At 58.9% G+C, this 24,494-nt stretch carries 15 protein-coding genes; 1 reads left to right on the top strand and 14 read right to left on the bottom strand.

The window, feature by feature from the left end:
• Positions 1 to 198: 198 nt before the first annotated feature.
• The 8 genes from Mal65_RS26500 to Mal65_RS13775 form a co-directional block, all read right to left on the bottom strand.
• Positions 199 to 369: a hypothetical protein gene (locus Mal65_RS26500; protein ID WP_165701261.1), complete on the bottom strand. Its 171-nt coding sequence runs from the start codon at positions 367 to 369 to the stop codon at positions 199 to 201.
• Positions 370 to 638: 269 nt separating this feature from the next.
• On the bottom strand, positions 639 to 1,850 hold the full coding sequence (locus Mal65_RS13805; protein ID WP_145298589.1) for a DUF1559 domain-containing protein: 1,212 nt from the start codon (positions 1,848 to 1,850) through the stop codon (positions 639 to 641).
• 696 nt (positions 1,851 to 2,546) lie between these two features.
• Positions 2,547 to 3,221: a (d)CMP kinase gene (cmk, locus tag Mal65_RS13800; protein ID WP_145298587.1), complete on the bottom strand. Its 675-nt coding sequence runs from the start codon at positions 3,219 to 3,221 to the stop codon at positions 2,547 to 2,549.
• Positions 3,222 to 3,338: 117 nt separating this feature from the next.
• Complete coding sequence (locus tag Mal65_RS13795) at positions 3,339 to 6,032, bottom strand: transglutaminase TgpA family protein (RefSeq protein WP_165701260.1); 2,694 nt, start codon at positions 6,030 to 6,032, stop codon at positions 3,339 to 3,341.
• A complete protein-coding gene (locus tag Mal65_RS13790; protein WP_145298583.1) occupies positions 6,032 to 7,420 on the bottom strand; it encodes a DUF58 domain-containing protein in 1,389 nt (462 codons plus the stop codon). Before Mal65_RS13790 ends, Mal65_RS13795 begins: the two co-directional genes overlap by 1 nt.
• Before the next feature lie 46 nt (positions 7,421 to 7,466).
• Positions 7,467 to 8,363 (bottom strand): AAA family ATPase, encoded by an 897-nt coding sequence (locus Mal65_RS13785; protein ID WP_145304909.1) that lies wholly within the window; start codon positions 8,361 to 8,363, stop codon positions 7,467 to 7,469.
• Between the two features lie 155 nt (positions 8,364 to 8,518).
• On the bottom strand, positions 8,519 to 11,350 hold the full coding sequence (gene alaS / locus Mal65_RS13780) for an alanine--tRNA ligase (protein WP_145298581.1): 2,832 nt from the start codon (positions 11,348 to 11,350) through the stop codon (positions 8,519 to 8,521).
• Positions 11,351 to 11,594: 244 nt separating this feature from the next.
• Positions 11,595 to 14,465: a sulfatase-like hydrolase/transferase gene (locus Mal65_RS13775; RefSeq protein ID WP_145298579.1), complete on the bottom strand. Its 2,871-nt coding sequence runs from the start codon at positions 14,463 to 14,465 to the stop codon at positions 11,595 to 11,597.
• 552 nt (positions 14,466 to 15,017) lie between these two features.
• Between Mal65_RS13775 and Mal65_RS13770 the strand changes: the two genes are divergently transcribed.
• Positions 15,018 to 16,043, top strand: a complete 1,026-nt coding sequence (locus Mal65_RS13770) for an alpha/beta hydrolase family protein (protein WP_145298577.1) — start codon at positions 15,018 to 15,020, stop codon at positions 16,041 to 16,043.
• Positions 16,044 to 16,093: 50 nt separating this feature from the next.
• Here Mal65_RS13770 and Mal65_RS13765 read toward each other — a convergent pair whose 3' ends face one another.
• The 6 genes from Mal65_RS13765 to rfbB all read right to left on the bottom strand — a co-directional run bounded on the left by Mal65_RS13765 (position 16,094) and on the right by rfbB (position 24,322).
• The gene (locus Mal65_RS13765) at positions 16,094 to 16,711 is read right to left on the bottom strand and encodes a hypothetical protein (protein ID WP_145298575.1); all 618 of its coding nucleotides are present in this window, start codon (positions 16,709 to 16,711) and stop codon (positions 16,094 to 16,096) included.
• Positions 16,712 to 16,833: 122 nt separating this feature from the next.
• Complete coding sequence (locus tag Mal65_RS13760) at positions 16,834 to 18,387, bottom strand: OprO/OprP family phosphate-selective porin (protein ID WP_196784147.1); 1,554 nt, start codon at positions 18,385 to 18,387, stop codon at positions 16,834 to 16,836.
• A 338-nt stretch (positions 18,388 to 18,725) separates the two neighbouring features.
• Positions 18,726 to 19,682 carry a 16S rRNA (cytosine(1402)-N(4))-methyltransferase RsmH gene (rsmH, locus tag Mal65_RS13755; protein WP_196784146.1) on the bottom strand — a complete coding sequence of 319 codons (957 nt, stop codon included), beginning with the start codon at positions 19,680 to 19,682 and terminating at the stop codon, positions 18,726 to 18,728.
• Positions 19,679 to 20,623 (bottom strand): sugar phosphate isomerase/epimerase family protein, encoded by a 945-nt coding sequence (locus Mal65_RS13750; protein WP_145298572.1) that lies wholly within the window; start codon positions 20,621 to 20,623, stop codon positions 19,679 to 19,681. Before Mal65_RS13750 ends, rsmH begins: the two co-directional genes overlap by 4 nt.
• Before the next feature lie 151 nt (positions 20,624 to 20,774).
• Entirely contained in the window at positions 20,775 to 22,880 is a 2,106-nt protein-coding gene (locus tag Mal65_RS13745) for a BBP7 family outer membrane beta-barrel protein (RefSeq protein WP_145298571.1), read from the bottom strand.
• 422 nt (positions 22,881 to 23,302) lie between these two features.
• A complete protein-coding gene (gene rfbB / locus Mal65_RS13740; RefSeq protein ID WP_145298568.1) occupies positions 23,303 to 24,322 on the bottom strand; it encodes a dTDP-glucose 4,6-dehydratase in 1,020 nt (339 codons plus the stop codon).
• Between the last annotated feature and the right edge of the window lie 172 nt (positions 24,323 to 24,494).

The following is a 24,494-nucleotide window of genomic DNA, read 5'->3' as shown; positions in this document are numbered from 1 at the left end:
GCAGTGGAACCATGCGGCAGGTTAAGCCTATCTCTCAAAGCTTAGCGGATGAAAGATGCTGTTTGACACACTGGGCACGGGACCAGGATACGCCGGAAGCATCGGCTGATCGTGCCGGCCGACGGCGCAATAAAAAAAGTCATCCGCCACAAGCGTGACGGATGACCCGGTGGGGAATTCGGGGTGAAAGCACACCGATTAACGAGCCGCGTCGGCGGCCGCTTGTTCGGCTTCGTAAGCTTCCATTTGGTCTTCGATGTCATCGGGTTGTTCGATGACGGTGTTGTCGCCGCCACCGCTGCATCCGGTCATCATCGGAACGGTGAAGATCAAAGCGGCAAAAGCCAGAATCATGGAACGAGTCAACATGGATGGAACTCTTCGGGGGTTTTACAAACGAGAAAGAAAAACGGCTCGGGCGACGGCAACATGTTCGCTGTCGTTGACGTTCACCGTCACGGACGGCCGATAGGTTCAAGCCATCAGTGGGCAATCGAATCACGACCGGTGGGCTTTGCGGGTCGACTGGGCCGCGGATGTCTGGACGACTTCACACGGCCCCTGTCTTTGGCAAAGACGCGTTTGGTTAACACGCTGGTGGTGGGTTCCCATCCAGCGTGCAATGTTCGACGGCCGGTTTACAGGTCGGTCGAGTCGTAAGTTTCGCGGCTGGCGCGGGTACCCATGGCACCCCAAACGCCGTACGGGCTGGCGATACCCGCGTTGCCAGCGGCCTTGTAGACCGTCTTGGCACGACGATCACCGGCGTCGATGGCGTCGGTGATGAACTTCACCGCACCGTCACCCATCACGACGTGAACGCCGCCGGGGTGCTGGCTGCTGGGCGGATAAATCCCCCAGGTGTTGTCGTTGCCCGTTCGCGAAACGGTTTCGCTGTTGGGCGGCAGGATCGTGTTGAAACCGGTGAACTGGTGACACCCGTCGGACCAACGAAAACCACGTGCACGGCTTGACCAGTTGCCATCACCACCGGTGCTTTGGTCGGTGGTCAAGTTGGTATCGGGCAACCAGTACAGCGGACGATTCGGATCGATCAGACCTTGGTCCAACGCCCATGACGGGTTGTCACGCAGCGGTCCCGAACCGGGGCCGTCGGCCGGTGCGGTACGGATGTCACGAGTACCGGAATCCGACAAGATTTCGCCGACCATGATCGTGTTGGACAATCCGTCGACGACGTCACGGAATTTTTTGTACTCGCGACAGACGAACATCCCACGTCCCGAAACGTTGATCTGTTCAACGTTGCCGGTCGAAAAGTTGTTCGGGGTCACCCACTGATAGGCACCGACGTCCAAGTATTCGACCGCGTCACCCATGCAGTTGGCATAGTTACAACGGCCAAGAGCGGGCGAACCGACACCGGGGTCACTGGGGCAACGGAACGACGAAACGTCGGTGGCCCAAGGACGATAATCGCCACGCCACGGGGCGGGGCCCATCGACGGCCACGGCGGGTTCTTGGGATCGCCGTTGGTCTTCACGGCCATCGGATTGCTGATCTGATCCCACAACGGTTGTTGCTCTATGAACGGCAACAGAGGAACCAAATAGCTCAGACGCAATTGATTGCTTCGCGTGCTGTCGCCGATGTTGGTTTCGCCACGCGAGCCGCCCATCATGGCGGGCAAGTTGTTGAACGCCGAGTGATAGTTGTGCAGCGCCAATCCGATTTGCTTGGCATTGTTGCTGCAAGACATCCGACGTGCGGCTTCACGTGCCGACTGAACCGCCGGCAACAACAGGCCGACCAGGACGCCGATGATGGCGATCACCACCAACAGTTCCACCAGCGTGAAGCCCGGTCGAGAGGAGGATGTTTGTCTCATCTGAGAACTCCAAAACTTCGAGAAAGATAAATCGCCCCGCGGATCAGGTGCGGGTGTACACCTTTTGTCGCACTCGACTGCCCCAGTACGACAACTGAGTTCCCAGAAGCACCGCTAATGAGCATTAGTGGTGGACGTTCCAGCAACTTGATCAAACGTTAACGATCAGCGAGTTTCAATTCCATTACGCCGGAGCGAAGGTTCGTTTATCTTGAGCTAACGAACGATCACCTTTATCGGTGACTTGCCAATGGTGCGACAAATAGCCCTACGGAGGTGGCGTATCTGCGCCCCTTGCTGCTCATTTATCGGTCGCCTGTCTTCCCTTAGGGCTTTTTTGTGGATTGCGACCATTTGTTGCGATACCTCATCTGGCCTCGAAAATTCTTCAGGAATTTTTCCACTGGTGACGTTATGGCGCACCCTGCACCCGCCAAAACAGTCTGATGAGCGACTGCGGCCAATTGCTTGGGTGTCCGCGTGCCCGCCAAGCAGTCGAAACTGTGCGATCGAAACGGTGCCATCAACCCACTTCCGCGTCGCAGACGTGTCAAAGTGGAACGATTACCGTGGCGGCAGCCCTTTGGCGTGGGGGTGGCCAAAAGAGCTGATGTGCCCAGACATCGGATTTCGACGCGATAGCAGCGGGCAGAAGTTTTGCGCCCAATGGAAACCTAAAGCGTTCTGTCCGCCTAGTTAAGAAGCCGTCTTGGACGTTCGGGATTCCAAGACGCCGTGGATGATTTCCAAAACCGCCTGCAGCACTTCGTCGCTGGACAGACAGTCGGTATTCACCACGATCGCGTCATCCGCCGCACGCAGCCGACCAACGTCACGCGTGGTGTCTTCCAGGTCGCGTCTGTTTTGGGCGTCCAGGATTTCGTCGATCGAGAGGTCCACGCCCGTTTCGGACAATTGCAACTGACGGCGACGGGCGCGGGTCTGCGGTGACGCGGTCAGAAACACCTTACATTCCGCGTCAGGGAAAACTTCGGCGCCTTGATCGCGTCCCTCGGTGACAATGTCTTTGCCCTCGGCGACCTGTCGTTGCATTTCCGACAGCCTGGTCCGCAGCGGCAAAAGATCGGCGATCCGACCGATGGCGGCACTGACCTCCGGTTGCCGGATCTCCTCCGAAACGTCTTCGCCGTTAAGAAAAATGCGTTGGTCGTCCCAACGCAATTCCAAGCAACCAGCAAATTGTTCCAAAGCATCGACGTCATCGAAGTCGATGCCGGCCCGAAGGCACCCCAGCGTCACGGCACGATACATCGCGCCGGTGTCAAGAAAATCGAACGCCAGTCGGTCAGCGACTTGGCGAGCGATACTGCTTTTCCCCGCGCCGGCGGGGCCATCGATGGTGACGATCACGTAGCGATTGGTCGCGTTTGAAGTCCAGAAGTCAGTCCAACAAAGTATAGCCGTGACTTCCGATCATTCCACCGTTTGCAGGCACCCGGGCCGCAGCAAACGACACGTTTTCGGCGTCTAGGGTTTCCCAGCCGTTTCAACAGCATCGGGTTGTCCAGCTTGCCCAGACGCGCCCGCGCCGATGTCCCCCTGGTTCACGATGCGGCCCACCCGCTCATTCAGATCGTCTAACAGCGAATCAGTCACCTTTGCGTCCACTCTGTCACCACGATATCGCATGGCGTAGAACAACCGCGTCAACGCCGCGAAGGGTTCCCCGGCGGGAAAACGTGACGGTGACGTCTTCGCAGAAATTTCGGTGGACAGTTCGGCTGGGGTCTGGCCCGTGCGTCGATGGACGCCCAAACGCTGCAGCTGATCGACGGCATCGGCATAAAACGCCAAAGTGGGGCGTGCCGCGGTTGTATCGGCCAAGTCACCGCGATTGCGACCCAACAGCGCGGGTAACTTCAGCCGCAGCAACACGATCACCATCACCGACATGCTGATCGTCGCAAGCGCGGCGGGCAATGAAAATCGATTGCCTTTGGCCAACGACCCACCGCCCAGTTCACCGGCCCGAGCCCGCGCCAGACTGGCCTGCAATCGCTGAATCATTTGGGTGTAAGCATCGCTCATCGGCGTCGATCCCGCGGTGGCCGACAGCACGCGGTCTTGGCGTCCCCCGTCCATGTCCACCACGTAGTCGTCCCACAGGTTTTGCGCGATGTCCAGCACTTGGTTCACACCGCCGCTGCGATCCGGCATGATTCCGCCGCCCGATCCGCCCGGCGTCGGATCCAATCGCACCCAGTAGTATTCCGAGGGGCGCTGTCCGGCCAGATTCGCCGTCGGCGGTAGTTCGTCTTTGTGCAACAGGGCTTCGACCCAAGCATGGGCATGCAATTGTCGCGCGACGTAGTAGTCCCCCAATGTGTTGTATTCGTCGGTGCAGTAACCGACGACCATTCGCGCCGGGATGCCTTCGCTTCGCAGCATCATGATCAGTCCGGATGCGAAGAACTGGCAATGCCCGCGTCGATCGACCTTCAGGAACTGTTCGATCGGGTCGACGCCTTCCAAGATATCGGCACTAAGATCCAAGGTGTATTCGAAGTCGTTTCTGGCGGAGAACAGATTTTCGGCCGCTTTGACGAAGTCAAATGTGCTTCCACGATCGGCTGACATATCCCGTCGAATCATCTTCGCCAATCGCCCGGCCGTTGGGATATTTTCCCGGCTCCATTCGGTGCACAGTTCCAGATACTTTTCCCAGTCTTCTTCCGTCTTGTAGCGTAGGTTCCGGATTTCCAACCGCTGTTCCAATCGGGCGTCGTCTTCGGAATCGATGTCCAACAATTCTTCATCGTCGGCAAATCTTGTTTCATCTCGGTGCGTTCGGCCCCAGGGATCGTCGGTGGTCCAAGGTGAAATGAATTCCGACTGGTCTCCCAGATAGAACGCGTTGGTGGTGTATCGGATGCGATAGCGTGGGTAGCCGCCCGAGGATCGTTTGGGCCGAGACAATTCATAGCTTGCCGGCGTGTGGTGGATCCGTCCCGGGCCTGCGACCTCGAAATAGGGAACGATTCCGAACAGCGACTGGGACTTGGTGGCTTCGTGATTGACGGTGACCGTTACCGAGTCGAACAGAGCGCGGTCCTTGGCGGGGATCCCGTCGTATTCCACGGGCGTGGGCGCGAAACGACTTAAAACGCCCGCATTGCGTGATCGCCACATGCCGTGGGAAAGCTCGTTGGACAAATCCACGCTGTACGTCTCCAACGCTCGGCCACGCAGGTACATCGGCCCGGTGATCTGATACAGCTTTCCGGTCCGCCGATCTTGCAATCGCACGCGGAGTGCCGTTTCACCGCTTTGCAGCAACTTTCCGACTTGCATCAAGTCGACTTCATCGTTGAAGCCCACCAATGCGGACCCGGCACTGCCCATCGTCGACGCGTCGGTCATTCGCGGCAACGCATAGAAAAAGATCGCGGCAATCAACATAACCGCCGGCGTGATGGTCATGCCGATGACCCAGAACGTCCGGCGTCCGGCCAGTGCCAGCGATTGATTCGATTCCGGGGTGCCGGTCAAAATCCACGCTTCATCCAGATCGATCTCCGGTTCATCGTCTTGGAACATTTCGTCGCTTGGCGGAACCGTGATTCGACCTTGCGCGTCCAGCGCACTGTGGAACGTTTGGTCGATCGCCAAGGAATCATCGCCTTCGGTTGCCGCACTGGCGGTGGACAACAGGCTTACACCAAAGACACCGACCAAACCAATGGGGATCAACGCAGCGCCGAACTGTAGCGCATCGTTGAACACCGCCGCAACGATCAGTTGCAATAAACAAAAGACGACGATCTGTTCATAGATCCGCTGGGTCTTGCGCTGCAGCATCAAGACGGCTTGTACCGACACCAACAAATAGGCGACCGCCTCGATCTGTTTGCTGCCCGGACCGCCCAAGTCGCTGAAATCGCTGACACAGTAAAGTCCGGCAATCCCCATCGCCGTGTAAGCCAGCGGGGCGGGCATGGAGAACAACCGGAAGCGATCGACGAACAGATAGCCGAAAATTGAGAACACGGCCGCGGTCGTGGCCAAGCCTTCCAAGTTGTCGCCACGCATCGCCAGTCCGCCCAGGCACGACAACACGGCAAACGACAACTGGGTGCGATTGATCAGCCGACGCTGTGGTTTGGTGGGATTGGCGACGACCACCGACCCACTGGCTTCGCCGACCGTCTGTCCGCTGGCCATCACGCTTCGTCCTTTCGCAGCCCGGCCGACGCGGACGCGTCCGAATCCAGGAACTGCTTGGCGGATTGACCGGAACGCGACGTTCCCGGCGCTGGTCGGTTGGACGAATCTTGGCTGACGATCATGCCACCGACGGTATCGGTCGTCACGTCCAACCATCGGATTCGCCCGCGACGCGCCCACATGGTCAGAATGTCACGCAGTTCCGGATCCTCGTTCATCGCGTCTTCCTGGGATCGCGGGCTGGCCACAATCAAATCTTGGGGCAATCCCACCGCTTCGACGGCGTGGTCCAGCGTTTGTTTGATCGGCGGTGTGGCCGACGGTTGAATACGGGCCAGGGTTTGAAACAACCTTCGCCGCGCCTCGAACGACGTCCCCGCAATCATCGCGCGACTGCTGACGCCGGCCGAAGCGAAAACGACCCGGTTACCCGGCTGGGATGCCAAGTCGACCAACAACGTGGCGGCCAAACTGATCGCCGTTTCCACATCGTCGCCCGTCCGAATGCGTCCGGACCAATTGGAACCGGACGATTTCGAACCGGATGATGATCCCGGCAAAACGCCTTGCATGGCTTGGTCCGGTGCGTACCAAGCGTCCAACAGTAAACAAACGTCGTAACGTCGTTGCTGTTCGAACTGACGCACCGCCAAGTCGCCCAGCCGCGCGGTGGTGCGCCAGTGGATCCACTTTGGATTGTCACCGGGATGGTATTCACGCAGCCCGAAAAAGTCGCCTTCGTCATTGCCGCCGCGATGCGCACCGACCGTCGCGCCGCCGGTCCGCTGCAATAGAACGTTCTTCCATCCCCGACGCAGACGCAACAAACGCGGATACACGTCCAGCACTTGGCTTTGGTCCGATTGGGCTTCGGCCTTCATCAGGGAAAACGGAAAGGTCGTGGACACCGTGACCGGCCCGAATCGATACGACCCGCGATCGGCGATCCGGCAAATGTACGACGGCGTTACGGTTTGACGCCCGCCGACGACGCCGATCCCGCTGACCGCTTTGGCGCGTTGTTCCGGCCCCGCCGTGCCGCCGCCCAAGACTTTCAGCCATCGACCGCTGTTCCGTTGATCGTCCAGAACGATTTGATCGGTGATCCGCAACATCCACAGGGGCAAGAATCGATTGTGGTTGGTCAATCGGAACCGGACACGAAACGGTGTGCCGGCAAACGCTTCGCTGGGCAAACGGCGGCGGATGTCCACCGATTCTGCCGCTCGAGTGCACCACCGCCACTGCGTGATCAACGCCCCGACCATAATGGCCGCCAAGACCAACAACAGATTCAGCCCGCGGATCGCACCGCCCAGCATGGCAAAGGCGATCACGAATCCGAAGTGCCAACCCAGTCGTGTCAAACGGGTACGTCGAATCATGTTTTCGGGGTGACCAAGTCAGTTAGGTCAAACGTCGTCCGGTCAATCAAACCGGGACCGGCACCTGTTGCACCAAATCGGCAACCTGTTGTTCGACATAGTTTCGATCGGCGCCTTGGAAAATGCCCTCTGGCAACACGCGGTGCGACAGCGCGGCGACGGCCAATTGTTTGATGTCGTCGGGGGTGACGTAGTCGCGGCTTTCGGTGATCGCCCGAGCCTGGCATCCGCGATAAAAGCTGAGAGCGCCTCGGGTGCTGACGCCGACTTGGAAAGCGTCGTGCTGACGTGTCGATTCGACAATGTCCAATAAGTATTCCACCAACGAATCGTCGAACTTCACCTCGCGGACCGCCATTTGGGCGTGCCGGACCGATTCGACGTTGACGACGGGTTGCAACTGATCGACCGGTTCACCGGTGCGGTGCGTCGACATGACCTGGCGTTCCATTTCACGCCCCGGATACCCCACGCTGGTCCGCAGCAGGAACCGGTCCAACTGGCTTTCGGGCAACGCATAGGTGCCTTCGAATTCGAAGGGGTTCTGCGTGGCGATGACGATGAACGGGCTGGGCAACGGATGAGACTTTCCGTCCACACTGACGCGTGCATCGCTCATCGCTTCCAACAACGCGGACTGCGTTCGCGGTGGAGCACGGTTGATTTCGTCCGCCAGCACGACGTTGGCAAACACCGGACCGGGGCTGAATTCAAACTCGTGTCGGTCGGTCCGATAAATCATGCTGCCGGTGATATCGGCGGGCAACAAATCGGGCGTGAATTGCAATCGAGTAAAGCTGCCTTCGATGGACTGGGCCAACGCTTTGGCGGCCAACGTTTTCCCGACGCCGGGAACGTCTTCCAGCAAGACGTGTTCGCCGGCGATCAGCGACAGGACCAGCATTTGGACCACGTCGGGTTTGCCCAGCAAGACCTTTTCGATGTTGGCCGATAACAGCCGTGAGGTTTCAAACGCGGGGTCGTACATAGAAAAGCTGGGTTCAAGATCCGGTCATTGCGTCGCCGCCATTCTATCGGATGGTAACGACGCAAGGTGGCCCGTGGGGATCATTGTGGCTTGGATCACGCGTTTTGGCGTCAAGCATTTTCGCTAAGTGCCGCCTGGATCTCCGCGATCGCTGCGTCCAACGCTTCGGGCAACTTACTGGCATCTTTGCCACCGGCCTGAGCCATGTCGGGACGACCACCACCGCCACCGCCGAGGGCTTTGGCGGCGTTGCCCACCCATTTGCCCGCGTTCAGCCCGCGTTTGACCAAGTCATTGCTGAGCCCACCGACCAGCAAGACCTTTTCGCCCTGACGCGCGGCCAACAGTACCGCCGAAGCATGGTCGGACTTCTTGCGAATCTGGTCGATCCAGCCACGCATGATGTTCGGGTTGGCTCCCGGCGTCTCGGCGACCACGATCAGACAGTCACCGACCGTTTGGCCCGAACCGATCAAATCGTCCGCGGACAATTTGCCGCCTGCGGTCATCTTTTGCAGTTCGTCCAACAGATCCGATCGATCATCCAGCAACGCCTTCAATCGATCCGGCACATCCGACGTGGCGACGTTCAACAACCGCGCGGTGTCACGCAAAATTGCTTTCGCCGCTTCGTATTCCAGGGTTCCCGGATCCGCATTGCCGACGATCGACGCGGCGTGTTCGGTGGCCACGCCGCTGTTCAGTTCCTTTTTGATGCCGCGGACGTCGTTGGCCAAATCCGTCGCCGCTTTGACCAGATTCTTTTGGCTGCACCCCAGGATCTCCGCGGCCTTGCGAGTCGTTTCGATCGTCGATTCGATATGCGATTTCGCTCGAGGCCCCGTCAACGCGACGATACGCCGGGTGCCCGACGAAACGCTTTCTTCGCTGACCAATTCGAACGCTTCGACGTCGCCCGTGGACGTCAGGTGAGTTCCGCCGCAAAGTTCTTTGCTGAATTCACCCATCGAAACCATGCGGACGGGGTCGGGGTATTTTTCACCGAACAACATCATCGCGCCGGCTTTGCGTGCATCGGCCAAGGCGACCGTTTGCCAGCGGATCGGGTCTTTCGCTTGGACGCGATCGATGACGTCGGTGCGAATCGCCGCCAACTTGTCTTCGTCCAAGGCTTCTTGGTTGCTGAAGTCGAATCGCAACACGTCCGCTTCGACCTTGCTGCCCTGCTGTTGAGCGTGCGCGCCGACGTTCTTCTGCAACGCGTAATGCAAGATGTGGGTCGCGCTGTGGGCCCGCTGCAACGCTTGGCGGTTGTCTTGGTCGACGATCGCTTGGCAGGCGTCGCTTTCGGAAACCTTTCCTTTCACCAAGCGTCCGTGGTGAACGACCAAGTCGCCGTGTTTCTGTGTGTCGGTCACGTTGAATTCGAAACCGTCACCGCGGATCACGCCGACGTCGCCGACCTGGCCGCCGGATTCACCGTAAAACGGCGTTCGATCCAAGACCAACCGCATCGGTTGATCGGGATCGGCCGATGCTGATTTCACCAACGTCGATTCGTCCGAATCATCATCGGTACCATCGCCGATGATGATTCCCTTGATCGTGGCTTCGGCGGTCGTGGCGTCGTAACCCAAGAACTCGGTATGTCGCAGCGATTCCTTCAACGTTTCCAGCGGACCGGTTTGGAACAGTTTGAACTGATCACCGCCGCTGATTTCGGCGTGACGCTGCATCGCTTCGGTGTAGCCGTTCCAGTCGAATGTGAAGCTCTTTTCGGCTCCCATTTGTTGCAACAGTTCCGGCGGCACTCCGTAGCTGGTGTAAAGGTCGGCCGCCTGGTCACCATCGATCATCCCGGTGCCAGATGTTTCCATGTCACCGAAGATGCGATCGATCCGTTGTAGCCCCGCATCGATGGTCGCAAAGAATCGTTCTTCTTCGCCGCGAATGACGCCCTGGACCCGCTGGACCGTTTCCGTCAATTCCGGATACGCGGGTTTCATGGCATCGGCGACCGCGTCGACGATCTGATACAGGAACGGATCGCGCAATCCCATCTGGTGTCCGTCCAACACCGCGCGTCGGATCAGCCGTCGGATGACGTACTTGGCCCCATTGGCACCGGGGTACACGTTTTCGTGGACGGCAAAGGTGGCCGCGCGGACGTGGTCGGTGATGCGGCGTAAACGTCGGCCGTTGTCGCTGTCGTATTCATAGGGGACCGACGTCACTTCCGCGGCCGCTTGGACGATCGGCATCAAGATGTCGATGTGATAATTCGTCGGGACCTTTTGCAGCACACTGGCGGTTCGCTCCAGGCCCATCCCGGTGTCGATGTTTTTACTGGGCAGCGGACGCAGGTTGTCCGGCGGATCACCGACGCGATTGAACTGCGTGAACACCAGATTCCAGATTTCGACATCGCTGCCGTCATCCAGCACGTAATAGATTTCGCTGCACGGACCGCACACGCCGTCCGGACCCTGGCTGGGTGCCGACGCGGGCCAAAAGTTCTCGTCTTCCTCCATCCGCGCGATCCGCGACGTGGGCAGACCGATCCCTTCGTGCCAAATCTTGGCCGCTTCGTCGTCATCCTTGTAAACGGTGACTGACAGTCGACCTGGATCCAGACCCAGCCATTTTTTGTCGGTCAGAAATTCCCAAGCCCAGCGAATCGTGTCTTCTTTGAAGTAGTCGCCGAAGCTGAAGTTGCCCAGCATTTCAAAGAACGTGTGGTGGTACGCCGTCCGTCCGACGTTGTCGATGTCGCCGGTCCGCAGACACTTTTGGCACGTCGTCGCGCGGGTGAAGTCCAGCGTGACTTTGCCCAGGAAGTGGTCTTTGAATTGGTTCATTCCGGCGGGAGTGAACAGCACCGAGGGGTCCCAAGTGGGGACCAGCACGTCGCTGGGACGGCGGACACAGCCTTTGGTTTCGAAAAAGGCCAGGTACTTTTCACGAAGCTCGTCGGTTTTCATCGGTCGCGGCGTGGGGCGAATGCGGTGGCAATTTCTGTCGACGGTGATTCAGCCCGATTCCGAACGCTGGATCAGGGACCAGCGTCGTGGTGGGCCGGGCGGGCACCGTCGACAGCGTCTGTTTGGCCCAGAAGCATATCGCAGGAACCGATTCTGCCGAAGACCATCAGACGCCGGTTCTGGCTCGATCCGCCCCCATCACCGCGGGCCCCCAGCGCGTCGCCGCCATCGCCATGGCGGTGGCCTATTTCCACCGCCGCTTTCCGAACCGCTTTTCCTGCTGGCCGCGCGGCACGGTGACCACACCGTCAGCCGGCAGCGACTCGTTCCACTGCAACAACTGGTCCTTCAGCCGCTGGGTGATCTGGGGACGTTTGTCGGCCATGTTCTTCGTTTCCCCGATATCGTTGGCCAAGTCGTACAGCTCCACCGCCGATCCATCGATGTTGCACAACAGTTTCCAATTCTTGTCACGGATGGCCAAATCCGGATACGGCTGTTGACGGTTGCCCGGATGGTCCGGCGGCCGACGCCACATCAGCGGCGTGTTCCGTTGGGCTTGGTTGTACCCCAACAATGCCGACAATAAATCTTCGCCATCGGGTTGGTAACTTTCCGGGGCTGAAACGCCGGTCGCCTGCAGAATCGATGGCACCAAATCGATCGCCGATGCGATCGTCGTTTCGTTGACCGTCCCCGCCGCTTCGGGACGAATCATTCCCGGCCCCCAGACGATCAGAGGGCTGCGGATGCCGCCTTCGTACAGCTTGCCTTTGAAGCCACGCAGGGGGCCACCCGCACCAGCACCGGGTTCATGGCCATTATCGCTGGCGACAAAGATCAACGTGTTCTTGGCCAGTTTGGGATCGTTGCGGACACGGTCAAACAGCACGCCCAACTGTTCATCCATCGTTTTCAAAACGGACAGGTACAGCGTGCGTTTTTCTTGGTCACCGCGACGTCCCGCCGGTGGGAAATAAGGGGAGTGCACGTCGTCGGGCCAAACGTTGACGTAAAACGGCGGTGTCTCGTCGCCCTGAGATACTTCGCGAACGAAGTCCAACGTCTCAGCAACAAAACGTGACGTGATCACGCTGCGGTCTTCCCACATGATCGGCCCCTTGCCCAGTTTGTCGCTGCCCAACGCATGCGGCTTGGGCGGCTTTCCGTCGTAGGCGTCTTTCAGTGGCAAGACGCGGGGGCCCAATCCTTCGAAGTTGGTCAGTGACCGAACGAAACCGTACTTCGAAATCATCGGCGCATCGCCGACATCGCGTTGGCCGCCCATGTGCCACTTGCCAAAGTGACCGCACGCGTAGCCCGCTTGTTGAAGCAATCGAGGCAACGTGACGGCTTCTTCGTCCAGCCAATCGGCCACACCCCGCTCGGCGTTCAATTCGCGTGATGCCAGATAAGACGTGATGCGATGTCGTGCGGGGTAATGTCCGGTGGTCAACGCCGTTCGCGACGGCGAACAAATGGGCGAATTGACATAAAAATTCGTCAGCCGGATGCCTTCGGACGCCAGCCGGTCGATGTTCGGCGTTTGGCCTTCGATGCCACCGAAGCAAGACAGGTCGGCCCAGCCCATGCCGTCGATGAAGACCATGATCACGTTGGGCGGCTGGCCGGAGGGCGGCAACAATTTGGCTAGTCCAACGGAATCGGGTTGATCGCCCTGGTCGGTCATCCACTGGTCCAACCGAGTGCTGAGCCGAGCCAGCTGGCTGTGGTGTTCCGGATCGCGTGCCAGGTTCAATAACTCCAGCGGGTCTTCCTGCAAGTCGTACAGTTCCTCCGCTGCACGTTGTTGGTACCGGCGAACCACGTTGGCGGCATCGGTGTCATCGCCGGCTTTGGCTTCCCAGCTCGGCCAATACCCGGTGTCGGCGGGCTTTTTGTCGATGTGGGTTCCGAATTGGAATTGTGGATACAAATTTCGGATGTACTTGTACCGCTTGCCCGTGACCGCACGCGCCGGATAGACGTTCATGTTGCCGTCGCCGCTGTGCGTGGTCAGGATCACGTCGCGATGCGTGTCGGCTTGTCCGGTCAAGACCGGCATGATCGATCGACCATCCAGCTTCACCGGTGCCGCCGCGTCGGGATCGCCGCCCGCGGCCGCAACCATTGTCGGCAACAGGTCGACCCAGCTGACCATCGCGTCGGTGCGGACACCGCCCTGGATCTTTCCAGGCCAAGAAACAATCAACGGTGTTCGGATGCCTTCTTCGTAAAGGTTCCATTTGGCGAACGGCCACTGGGCACCGTGATCGCTGGTGTGAATGAACAACGTGTCTTTGCCCAGCACGTCCATCGTTGCGTCATAGACCGCGCCCAATTCGTTGTCCATTGTTTGGACCGCTTGCAGATAACGCTGGCGTGCCTCCCGCGTTTCTTTCGTGTTCACGTGATGTGGAGGAACACGAACGTCATCGATCAAAAACGTTTCTCCCTCGGGCCACGGGACGTGCGGCCAATTGGTGCCCACAAACAAACACAACGGCTTGTCGCTTTGGCGGGCCCGCAACCATTTCACCGCTTCATCAACACACTGGTCTTCGTGGTAGTTGAAGAACTTTGCCACGTCGAAACCGTATTCCGGCGTCTGGCGATAGTGGCCGACTTTGCCAAAGGCGGCGACTTCATAGCCCAGTTCTTGCAAGTACGCGGGCAGCTTCTTCAAGTCCGCCGCCGGTCGCGCGTGGTTGCGTTCCGCCCCGTTTCGTGCGGGTGAAATCCCGGTCAACAAGGCGGCGCGACTGGGGGCACAGGAGGGTGACGCCACATAGGCCCGATCAAACGTCATCCCGACGTCGGCCAAACGCTGCATGTTGGGCGTTTGAATCTCGGTGCTGCCGTAGACTGAACTGTCGGTGACCGTGTGGTCATCGGAAAGGAAGACGACGATGTCCGGTCGTCCTGTGCTTGCCTGCTGTTGTGCCTCGTCCCTGTCCGGAACGCCGTCATCGGCCCGCAGGTCGACCGCGACAGTACAGAAGACGATCGCCGACGCGACACCGATCCTGGCGATCAGGTTCGCGGAGAAAAGCCGATCGCAAAACGAAAACACACGATTCGCCGTTTGGGACGGCCAGCGGTTTCGAAAGAACATGGTGGGCTGTGGGATGAGGGGTGTTTGGGAACGTGAACGCCGTCAAAAACGCATTACGAACCAAGAGTCGCAGACTTCGACAAAAGTTTTGCGAAAGCCGTCACCAGTGTAGAAACCCGCACGAAAACGTGCATCAAATCACGCCAGAAATTGGACTGCACTTGCGACGGCCTTGCCCAGCAGCGATAATTGGGTTGTCGGGTCGCGGTAACGCGCCGCGACGGACAACTTCCGAACGATTGTCGGGGCCGCTCTGGTTGGCACCTGGACCCGACATCGTCAAACCTAAAACGTAAAGGAGGTGATCAAGTGGATTATTGCTGTACTAGCCAACGGGGTGGTAACCCGTAGCGATGCCGGCGGGCTGATGCCTCGGCACAGCCACCCCACTCGCGATCATCTGCTTCGACTTTGATAAGTCTGGCTGATCAACTGCGAGACAAGCCCGTTTGTTGAGATTTTACCTTGGTCTCGACAAGCGGGTTTTTTTATGGACTGACCCCACACGCCATCCTCTTCGCTACGCGTCTTCCTTTCTGTTCATCAGCATCCATGACGGATTTTCTGCCGATCGCCCGCCACGCATTGTCGATGGCACTGTTTTGGGGAATCCCGATCGTCGCCGCGGTCGGGCTGATTGCATACTTCGGCTTCGCACGACTGATCGCGTCCAAGTTGCTCGGACGTCGCGTACTAAGATGTACCGACGAAGAAAGCCCCGCCGATCGTGGTTTTGACCAGATCGCGTTTGAGATTCAGGTTCCCTCATACAACGCGGTCGACGGTGACACCGAAACGCCCAAGTGTCGCCTGGACGGTTGGCTGATCCGGCCGCCCGATGCCGGTCCCGACGACCGACCGCCCTGTGTCTTGATGGTGCACGGATTCAGCAGCCACAAGAATTGTTTGTGGACGTTTCCCGATGATCCCGACTATCGCGCATCGTTGTTGCACCAAGGTGCCGATTCGCTGTGTCGTGCCGGATTCGCCGTCGCCGCAATCGACCTGCGGAACCACGGTCAAAGCGACGAAAACGGTCCGGTCACTCTGGGAATTCGCGAATCGTACGACGTCTTGGCGACGCTGCGATACCTGAAAGCCAACGCGGATCGACTCGGGATCGACGGCAGCCGGTTAGGTTTGCGCGGCGAGAGCATGGGCGGGGTGACCAGCCTGATCGCAGCCTCCATAGACGACTGCGGATTGATCGCGGCGTTGTGGTGTGATTCGACATTCGCCGATGGTCATCGTGTGGTCGGCGACTTTTTAAACTATGCGGGCGTCTGGCGCGGCTTTGCGCCGGCGACGCGACTGTGGCTGAAAACGCTGACCGGGCTGGACGTCAATGACGCCAGCCCGGTTCGTTATGTCGAAAAGATTCGCTGTCCGGTGATGCTGGTTCACAGCACGGGAGACACGATGGTGCCCATCGAACACTTTGACCAACTCGCGTCGGCCGCCTGGGCAAACCCACCGGAAACTTGGCGTTTGGCGGGCCACCGCCACAACCGTTTATGGAAAGAACCCGATTACCACCAGCGGCAAATCGAGTTCTTTCGGCAACATCTGGGGGCCTGATCGAAAGTCGATCCGATGTTCGACGCCGTCGGCAGCGACAAGTCGTACGCCTACTGAACGACTGCTGATTCCAATTTGTCGGGAACCGGATTCACTTCGATCGGTGCAAAGTAGTCCATCGCGGTGTCTTCGGTTTCCCCTGACTGATCGTCTCGGGCGACCTGCGGTTTGCCGGCCGCGACGTGCAATTCGGGGAACCCACCAGCGGCCCATTCTTCGTTGACCACCATTCGAATGGTTCCGTCTTCCGACATGGCCGGCAAGCCGACCTGTTCCGGCGGCGTGTTTTCGCTCAGGTGCAGTTGCTTGCATCGCAGTCGGTGGATCTTGCGATAACACGACTTGCAAACCGTAACGACCGACCAGTCATAGGTGCAGACTTCTTTGGTGTGCGTCTCGGTTACCAGTTTGCGAACGGTTCGAATGCGACCGCATGGTTTCAGCGGACCGCATTCCCACCAGAACCGGACCGGCGGAATGCAGATGTCTTCGCATTCGACATCACGGCATTCCACATCAACTTCTTCGGTATCCACGGTGACGTGGCACCGTTTGGCTTGGCAGACACAGCAGGTTCCGCATTCTGCCAGTGCGGTGTTGGAAAACAACGACGCGGTGGCGACACTGACCAGAAAGGCGACTTTTGAAAACAGACGTTGGATATTCATGACACTTTCCATTGGATTTGGGATTCAGATTCGGTGGGAAGGCTACGGTGGATCCCCCACGGTCCGACGTGATGGCCGGACCGAACCGATGCACCGGAGCGATGGATCGATGCGTGTGACGATTAGAAGTCGACCATGTACCGCATCCCCCAGATCATGAAATCGCCACCGTCATAGGGTGCCGCGGCGGCGTTGTCTTCGATGTTGCCCCAGATCAGGTTGGTCTGGACTTTGCTGTACGCGGTCCAGTGCCAGTTGAAGCCAAGCGTTGCCATGTCGGCGACACCACCTTGGATGTTGCTGTCGCTCAGGTCCAAGTGGTCGTAACGGGCGGCAACTTGAAAGGCACCCAGTCCCCAACCGCATCCGCCGCGGCAGCGATCCACCAGGAAGAAGTTTTCAAACGGCTTGACCCGGTCCAGAACACCGTTGGATCGCTTGTACGGGTTGAATTCACCGGTCAGGAAGTACGACACATAGACGTATCCGCCGTGGAAGAACAAATCGTCGTCGATGGCGACGTTGTCACGCTGCATCGGCGTCAGGAAGTATTCACCGGTGATCTGAAGCGAACCGACGTTGAAGATGGATTCGAACGCGACCACTTCGTACCAGTCGGCACCTTCGATGCGTCCGGTGTTCAGCCAACGTTCCGAACTACGGGCCAGCGGTCGGGTACGGAATCGTCCCTCGTTGTTGTTGTCGTCCAAGTCCGTTTCGCCGTCGCCGTCCGGCTTGGCGACCGCACCGGCCAACCCCAAGTGCCAGTAACCACGACCGCCGCTGGTTTCGTCGTACCATGGCGACGCCCAGATGCGAGCGTAACCGCCCATCTGCAACGCATCACCGATGAATCGCCCGGACGTGTTGATATTTTCCAGGTTATAGATGCCGTAGGCCCAACCGATGGATTCTTCATCGTTGTGACCGTACATCGCCAAACCGAACCGGCGGGCGTCTTCATTGAACGATTCAACGGCCAGGGGACGTTCGGCGAATACGTTGAAGCGGCTACTGTTCAAGTGGTCCAAACCCAACGGACGCTTTTGGTTTCCCAAGATCAGCCGATTGTTGCCGGGCAAAGCGGCCCAACCGATGTAGGCGTCTTTGATTTCTGGCGTGCTGGGGTTGTTGAAGTCGATCTGCATCCGCCAAAACATGTCGCCAGGGACATCGCCCTTCAATTCCAAACGAATTCGGCGGAACGTCCAGCGGTCTTCCGGGTCATGATTCGGGTCACCATTTTCGATGATGTTGATTCCTGGATCCGTCTCCGCAAAGTTCCAGTTGTCAATGTGGACCCGGCCGTTGATGCTGGTCGACGGCTTTTTCTTGGCCGCGGCTGCTTTTTTGTCCAAACCTTCTTGGAAATCGTCCCAGTCGCTTTGCAGAGCTTCCAGTTTTTCGGTCAGCTCCTCGATGGTCGCTGCCGTTTCGTCTGCGGCGGCCTCATTCTCCGGTGCATCGAACAGTTCGGACGATTCGCCCTCCCCGTCGGCTTCGATCAGCGATGGTTCATCGGCCCGCGGCGCGAAATCGCTGTGCGGTTGCCCCGTTTCGACATCGGACAACACGGGTTGTGCCAGCACGAACTGATCGGCTGATAACGTTGGGGTAAAGCCCAGGATACCTGCCAGCGCAGACGCCAAGGCTGACGCCTTTAGTGAATGATTCATCCTTGAATCCATGATTGCAACGACGTGACTGAATCAACAATCACAATGCCCCCAAAAGGGCCGTGACCGTTCCGCTTTGTGTTTGACAAGCCCTCCTGGCCGACAAACACCTGTCTTCGCCGGTTCCATCGCCACAGACGTGGGAACCCGCCTGTTGACAATCTTCGGACCAGCCCGACGTTTCGAGAAATGCGAACGTCGGGGACTTAATGAAACTTCACCCACCTGCGTCCATCGACGCAAATAACCCGTACGATCCGTTCGTGGGGGCACAGACGGTCCGCTTGCTAAGACCGATCATTTGTGCGAACACGAACGACAAATGTGGGCAATGCTGCTCAAGATTCAGCGTCACGCCGCTGTGCGATCCGTAGTTTTGCGCTCCGGCTGCGCGGGTTGTGCTGGATTTCCTGGTCGGTCGGGCGCAAGGGTTTCTTTGTCAGCACTTCCAGGCGGTCTTCCTGGCGGAACGCGTTCTTGACGATCCGGTCTTCCAAGGAATGAAAGCTGAGCACCAAGATACGTCCGCCCGGGGCCAGCCAATCGGCGACCTTCTGCATGGTGCGCGTCAGGATGTCCAGTTCCTCATTGACCGCGATCCGCAACGCTTGAAACGTTCGTGTGGCGGGATGGATGTCGTGATTCTTGGACCGTGGAACACATCGCCGGCAAATTTCCACCATTTCGGAAACCGTGCGAACGGGACGTTTGGACCTGGCCCGAGCGATGATTTCGCGCGCGATACGGCGGCTGTAACGTTCTTCGCCGAACTGATAAATCGCGTCGGCAATGGCCTTTTCATCGTGACGCAGCAGCCATTGGTGCGCCGGGATCCCGCTTTCCGGATCGAAACGCAAATCCAGTTCCCCGTCGCTGTTGAAGCTGAACCCACGGTCTCGATCGGCCAGCTGATCACTGGACAAACCCAGGTCCAAAATGATCGCATCCGCGGCCGGAAAGCCCGCCGATTCTAGTGCGACCGGGGTCGATTCATAGCTTCCCAGATAAAGATCAATTCTGGGGTCCAGCGGAATCGATTCGGCACGTTGCGAAACCGCAGGGTCGCGATCTAGGGCCACGATCGAAAGCGAATCCCAGGAAGAATCAGACGTCTTTCTGCGAAAGTCGTCGAAATGCTGCAGGATCAAGCGACTGTGCCCACCGCCGCCAAAGGTGCCGTCGACGACCACACGCGGATGGATTTCACAAGCGTATTGCACGATCTCATCGGGCATCACCGACAGATGGATCGAGCGCGCGGCGTTCGGTTGCGGTTCCGATTCAGACAACGTCACGCTTTGGGTTCGTTGCAATGAAGGGCCGTTTCCATTTGTTGCCGAACGGTCTTCAGGTGCTGAAGATCGCCACCGCCGACTTCCGCGGCCAGCCAGCCGCTGTATCCGATTTCCCGCAGTGCCGCACGAACGTCGTCCCAAGGCAAATCGCCTTCGGTGATCGCGGTGAACTTGTCATCGCTGCGTGAAAACCCTTTGATGTCCAGCTTCATCACCCGGTGGCCCAACGTGCGGATCCAATCACCGGGTTGGCCGTACTTCCAGTGATTGCCGATGTCGAACTGCATACCGACCAAGGGCGAATCAAAGCGGTCGACAAAAGCGGCCATGGCATCGGCGGTTTGATCGTCTGGGCCGTCGTGTTCGTACAAGAACTGATTCCAAACGTTCTCGATCAGGATCTTGACCCCCGAGCGTTCGGCTTCCGGCAATGCGGCTTCGACCGCCGCGACGGCGCGGTCCATGACCACATCGGGCGCCCCGTCGGTGCCCCGCCCCGGGACCAGCAACATCGTGTCGGCACCAACGGCAGCCGTTTTGCGAATCCCGTCTCGCAGCAACGACAACGCCTCCGCACGGACATCCGGATCCGGATCGGTGTGCCGCGTTCGCCAGTGATACCCACCAACGGTTCCGTCGATGATCAAACCGGTTTGCTCGGCTGCCGCGATCGCTTCCTCGGCATTGATGTTGGTCGTCATCAACTCCACGCCCAAAAAGCCCGCGTCTGTGGCAACCTGGAACTTCTCCGCCAGGGTTTCGCCTTCGCGGACCATACCGATTTTCAGTGTCGTCCAAAGCCAGGCGTCGGTCGTGGGCGTGGTCGAACGGTGCTTGGAATCGTTGGCGGCGTCTTGCGCGGATGCCCCCAGCGATTGCACCGCACCATAGACAGCGGTGCCGGCGGCCAGACTGTGTTGCAGGAAGTGTCGACGTTTCATGTGATCGGTCTCTCGCGGAAAATTCCAGGTGGCGAACGCAGACGCCATGACAGGCATGGCGTCAGTGTACGAAAGACGGCCGCGACAGGTGACCCGTCGCGGCCGTCAAAGAATTTTCAAACGCCCCACCGATCGGCGGGCTTGCCGGGCACTAGAAGTTGAAGTCGGCTCCCACGTACGCACCGTGCAAGAAAACGCTGTCGGTTGCGTGAATCGTGTCGGGGTGACGCGACGTTCCATAGTCTTGTGCGATCTGGCTGGTGCTGGTCGCCACCCCGCTGAGCCCCATCACGCGATAGCCGCCGCGAACGGTCCAGGCGTTGGACAGTCGATAGCCCAGTCCCAGATCCAGTTCACCCAACGTCGCCAGGACGGTGTCTTCGATGTTGGTTTCCGCCAAGTCCATGGGATCGCCGAAACGATAGGCCGTGACGTTCTCGGTTCCGACGCGGCGATAGGCTTGGGCGTGGTTGCCGTACAGGCCGAACTTTCCGGAACAGTTCAGGTTCAAGCGATTGGTCAAACAGAACACCAGTCGACCGCCGGCCTGGTAACCGAACAAGTCGTTTTCGACACACGACGTGTCATAGATATCGTCGAATTGGTAACCGGCCGTTCCGTTGATGTTGTAAGCCAATTGCGTCTTGTCATCGAACTGGAACCATCGGAATCCGTGACTGGAAACGATCTGCAGTCGTCCGTTACAGGGCCGCACCAGCGGGCCCGCGGCACCGCCGTATCCGAATCGACCGCCGTAACCGCCGGCGCCCAATCCCAAGAATTTGCGATACCAGTGTGCCGATGCGATGCCGTCGCCACACATCGGTGCGGCACGCTGGGCTCCCATCAGACCAAAGCAATACAGATTGACTTCCACGCCGTCAAACTGGACATCACGCTGGGCTCGCACATTGGCGGCACCCGATGAACCACCCGAGGTCCCCGTGATGTGGTTGTAAACCTGTTCCTGACCGCTGCCGAAATCCATGTGGTAATCGTGATACGACTGCATCGCGGGACGAATGAAGTTCGTCGCCGTGATCGCACCGGGATGCGTGTAGATGTACGTCTCTTGATCGGGATCCAAGTGGAACACGCCGACGCCAATGCCCCAGCGTCCACAACCCACGTACCGGCCACCGTAAGCTTCGAAGCCGACGGACGAATCGGGATCGACGATGTCGGACCAAACGGCGGGATAACCGTTGTCGATGCCGTAGACCTTACGCGTGTTGTCTTCAAAGCTAAGGAACAGCAAATTGAATCCACCGAACCACGGGAACAAGGTCGGCCGTGCCGCCACGCCCATCGGGCCACAGGTGTCGGTTCCGCAAGCACCCGCGGCCATCGGCATACCGGACATCGGCATACCGGCCGCCGACCAAGGGGCCGCCGCAGCATCAGTATACGCATTGCCGGAACCCGTGTTGCACGTTTGGCAATCGGATCCTTGCACCGGAGCCTGCATGATGGGCGCCTGCATCACCGGCGCGTCGATCATGGGTCCGCCGTTGGGTGATCCCATCACGACGCCTTGGTGCGACATCCCGTTTTCATACGCACCCATGGGCACATACGATTGCGGCACCCCCGCGTGGGAATAGCCCTGTGCGTGCCCGTTGGACGCTTGTGGTTCCGGCGTCGGTGTAGGAATGGGCTCCGGTTTTGCGTCGGCATTGCCGTTATCCGAGGCTGCTTTGAACAGACTCATGAACCCGCCGGTCTTCGATCCAGCCGGCTGGGCCGTTGTCGGCTGGGCGGCGTATTGCGGCGCCGGATAGCCGCTGTGGCCTTGATAGGTTTGCGGCGGTTGCGGTTGCGCCGTGGGTTGGAAGGCTTGTGGATTGAAATTGTTCCACTGGCTGGGCCCCGACGGCGTCGCGGTTTGGCCGGCCGGCGGCATTTGGCCCGGCATCATTGCGTGAGGCGAAGGCTGGCCGCCGGGGTATCCCACGGTTTGCGCGGCAACGCCCGTCGGCTTGGCTTGGGGCGACGTCCCTCCCTGTGGGGCGGCCGGCGGATACATCGTCGGGCCGCTGGGCGATGCGACCGAACCGGTCGGGGGCAAAACCGTTGCCGCCGCAGCCGGGCCGAACATCGAAAACGGGCCCGATGTTGCCGGCGCACTGGCGGGTGTCGGTTGCGGATAGCTTTGGCCGGCGGCGGGTTGATTCGCCACGACCGTCGACAGCATTCCCGTACTCAACACGCCGACGCCCAGCGTTCTGGTCAGCGGCCGCAAGATGTCTGCCTTCATCGAAACAATCCCTTTATCGTGATTTCCGCCCCGAAGTTGACCCTGGCGGTGCTGATCGATCCCAAACAAGTCGCCGTTGCGCTCGATGCGAATCGGGCCAGCGTGAATGCTGCCAGATCCCACTGAGAACCGGCGAGACCCGCGGATCAACCAAAACCGTCAAATCCGTCTGAACGGTTTCAAACCGGACGACCCAAGGGCTCGTTGCGTACAGATCGACGCAGTGGGGCGTGGACACACTCCGTAAAATCGGAATCTGCGGCAGATCAGGCAGTCCTCAAACGCAGATCACGAATCCTCGGAACATCCGGATCGATCGAAGCATCCGATACAACTGCGACAAGCCCGACAATCGTCAAAGTTGCCCGCTGTCAAAGGCGGTCGGCCAAGACCACGTGGTCTCCACCACCCGCCGCCATTCCTCAAGCCAGCGGATTGGTCTGCAAAAAGTCGAGATGATCCAGATACCAGGCAACGGTTTCACGAATGCCTTCCTGAAACTTCACCTCGGGTTCCCATCCCAGTTCGCGGCGAATCTTTTGGCCGCGAATCGCGTATCGAAAATCGTGACCGGGGCGATCGCGGACGAACTGGATTTGATCGACGGACGTTTCAGATCGTCCCACCAGCGAGTCCACCGATCGACAAACGGTTTTGACGATGTCCAAATTGGATCGCTCGCCACCACCGCCCACGTCATAGACTTCGCCCGGACGGCCGTGTCGCCAAATTTGTTCCAGCGCTCGACAATGATCGCTGACATGAATCCAATCGCGAACGTTGGTGCCGTCGCCGTAAACCGGGATTGGCTGACATGCGACCGCCTGACGAATGACCACGGGGATCAATTTTTCGGGAAACTGCCAGGCACCGTAGTTGTTGCCACAATGCGTGATGATCGTCGGCAACCCGTACGTTTGGTGATACGCCCGCACCAAATGATCGGATGCGGCTTTGCTGGCGGAATAGGGCGAATTGGGACGGTACGGCGACGATTCATCGAACGCCCCGTCGTCACCCAGCGATCCGTACACTTCGTCGGTGGAAACGTGCACCACACGAAAGTCATCACGCTGTTCGGCGGGCAAGCTTGACCAATACTGTTTGGCTGCTTCGACAACACCGAATGTGCCCTGGACGTTGGTCCGCACAAATTCACCGGGGCCGGCGATACTGCGGTCGACGTGGGTTTCTGCGGCCAAGTGAATGACCGCGCTGCAATGATGTCGCTTCAACAGTTCGGCAACCCGATCCACATCACAAACATCCGCCTTCACAAAGGTGTAATTCGGATCATCGGCGACATCCGCGACCGCTTCCAAGTTTCCCGCATACGTCAGCTTGTCCAAGTTCACCACACGACAATCGCCACGACTGATCAGTTGGTGAACCAAATGGCTGCCGATGAATCCGGCGCCGCCGGTGACCAAAACCGTGTGCATGAACTTGCGATTGACAGAGGAGTTGGGGATCGAATCGCACCCGAAAATGATTGCCCGGCGCCGGACGTCGGCACCATCATGATCGCTGTCACCGAAGGTGTAAATTGAGAGACTGCGTATAACGACGCACCATGAAACCAAGGGTGCCAGTCCTATGCACCCGGTCACTGTC

Source organism: Crateriforma conspicua, from assembly GCF_007752935.1.
GTDB classification, from domain to species: domain Bacteria; phylum Planctomycetota; class Planctomycetia; order Pirellulales; family Pirellulaceae; genus Crateriforma; species Crateriforma conspicua.
This window is presented reverse-complemented; position numbering and strand designations above follow the sequence as displayed.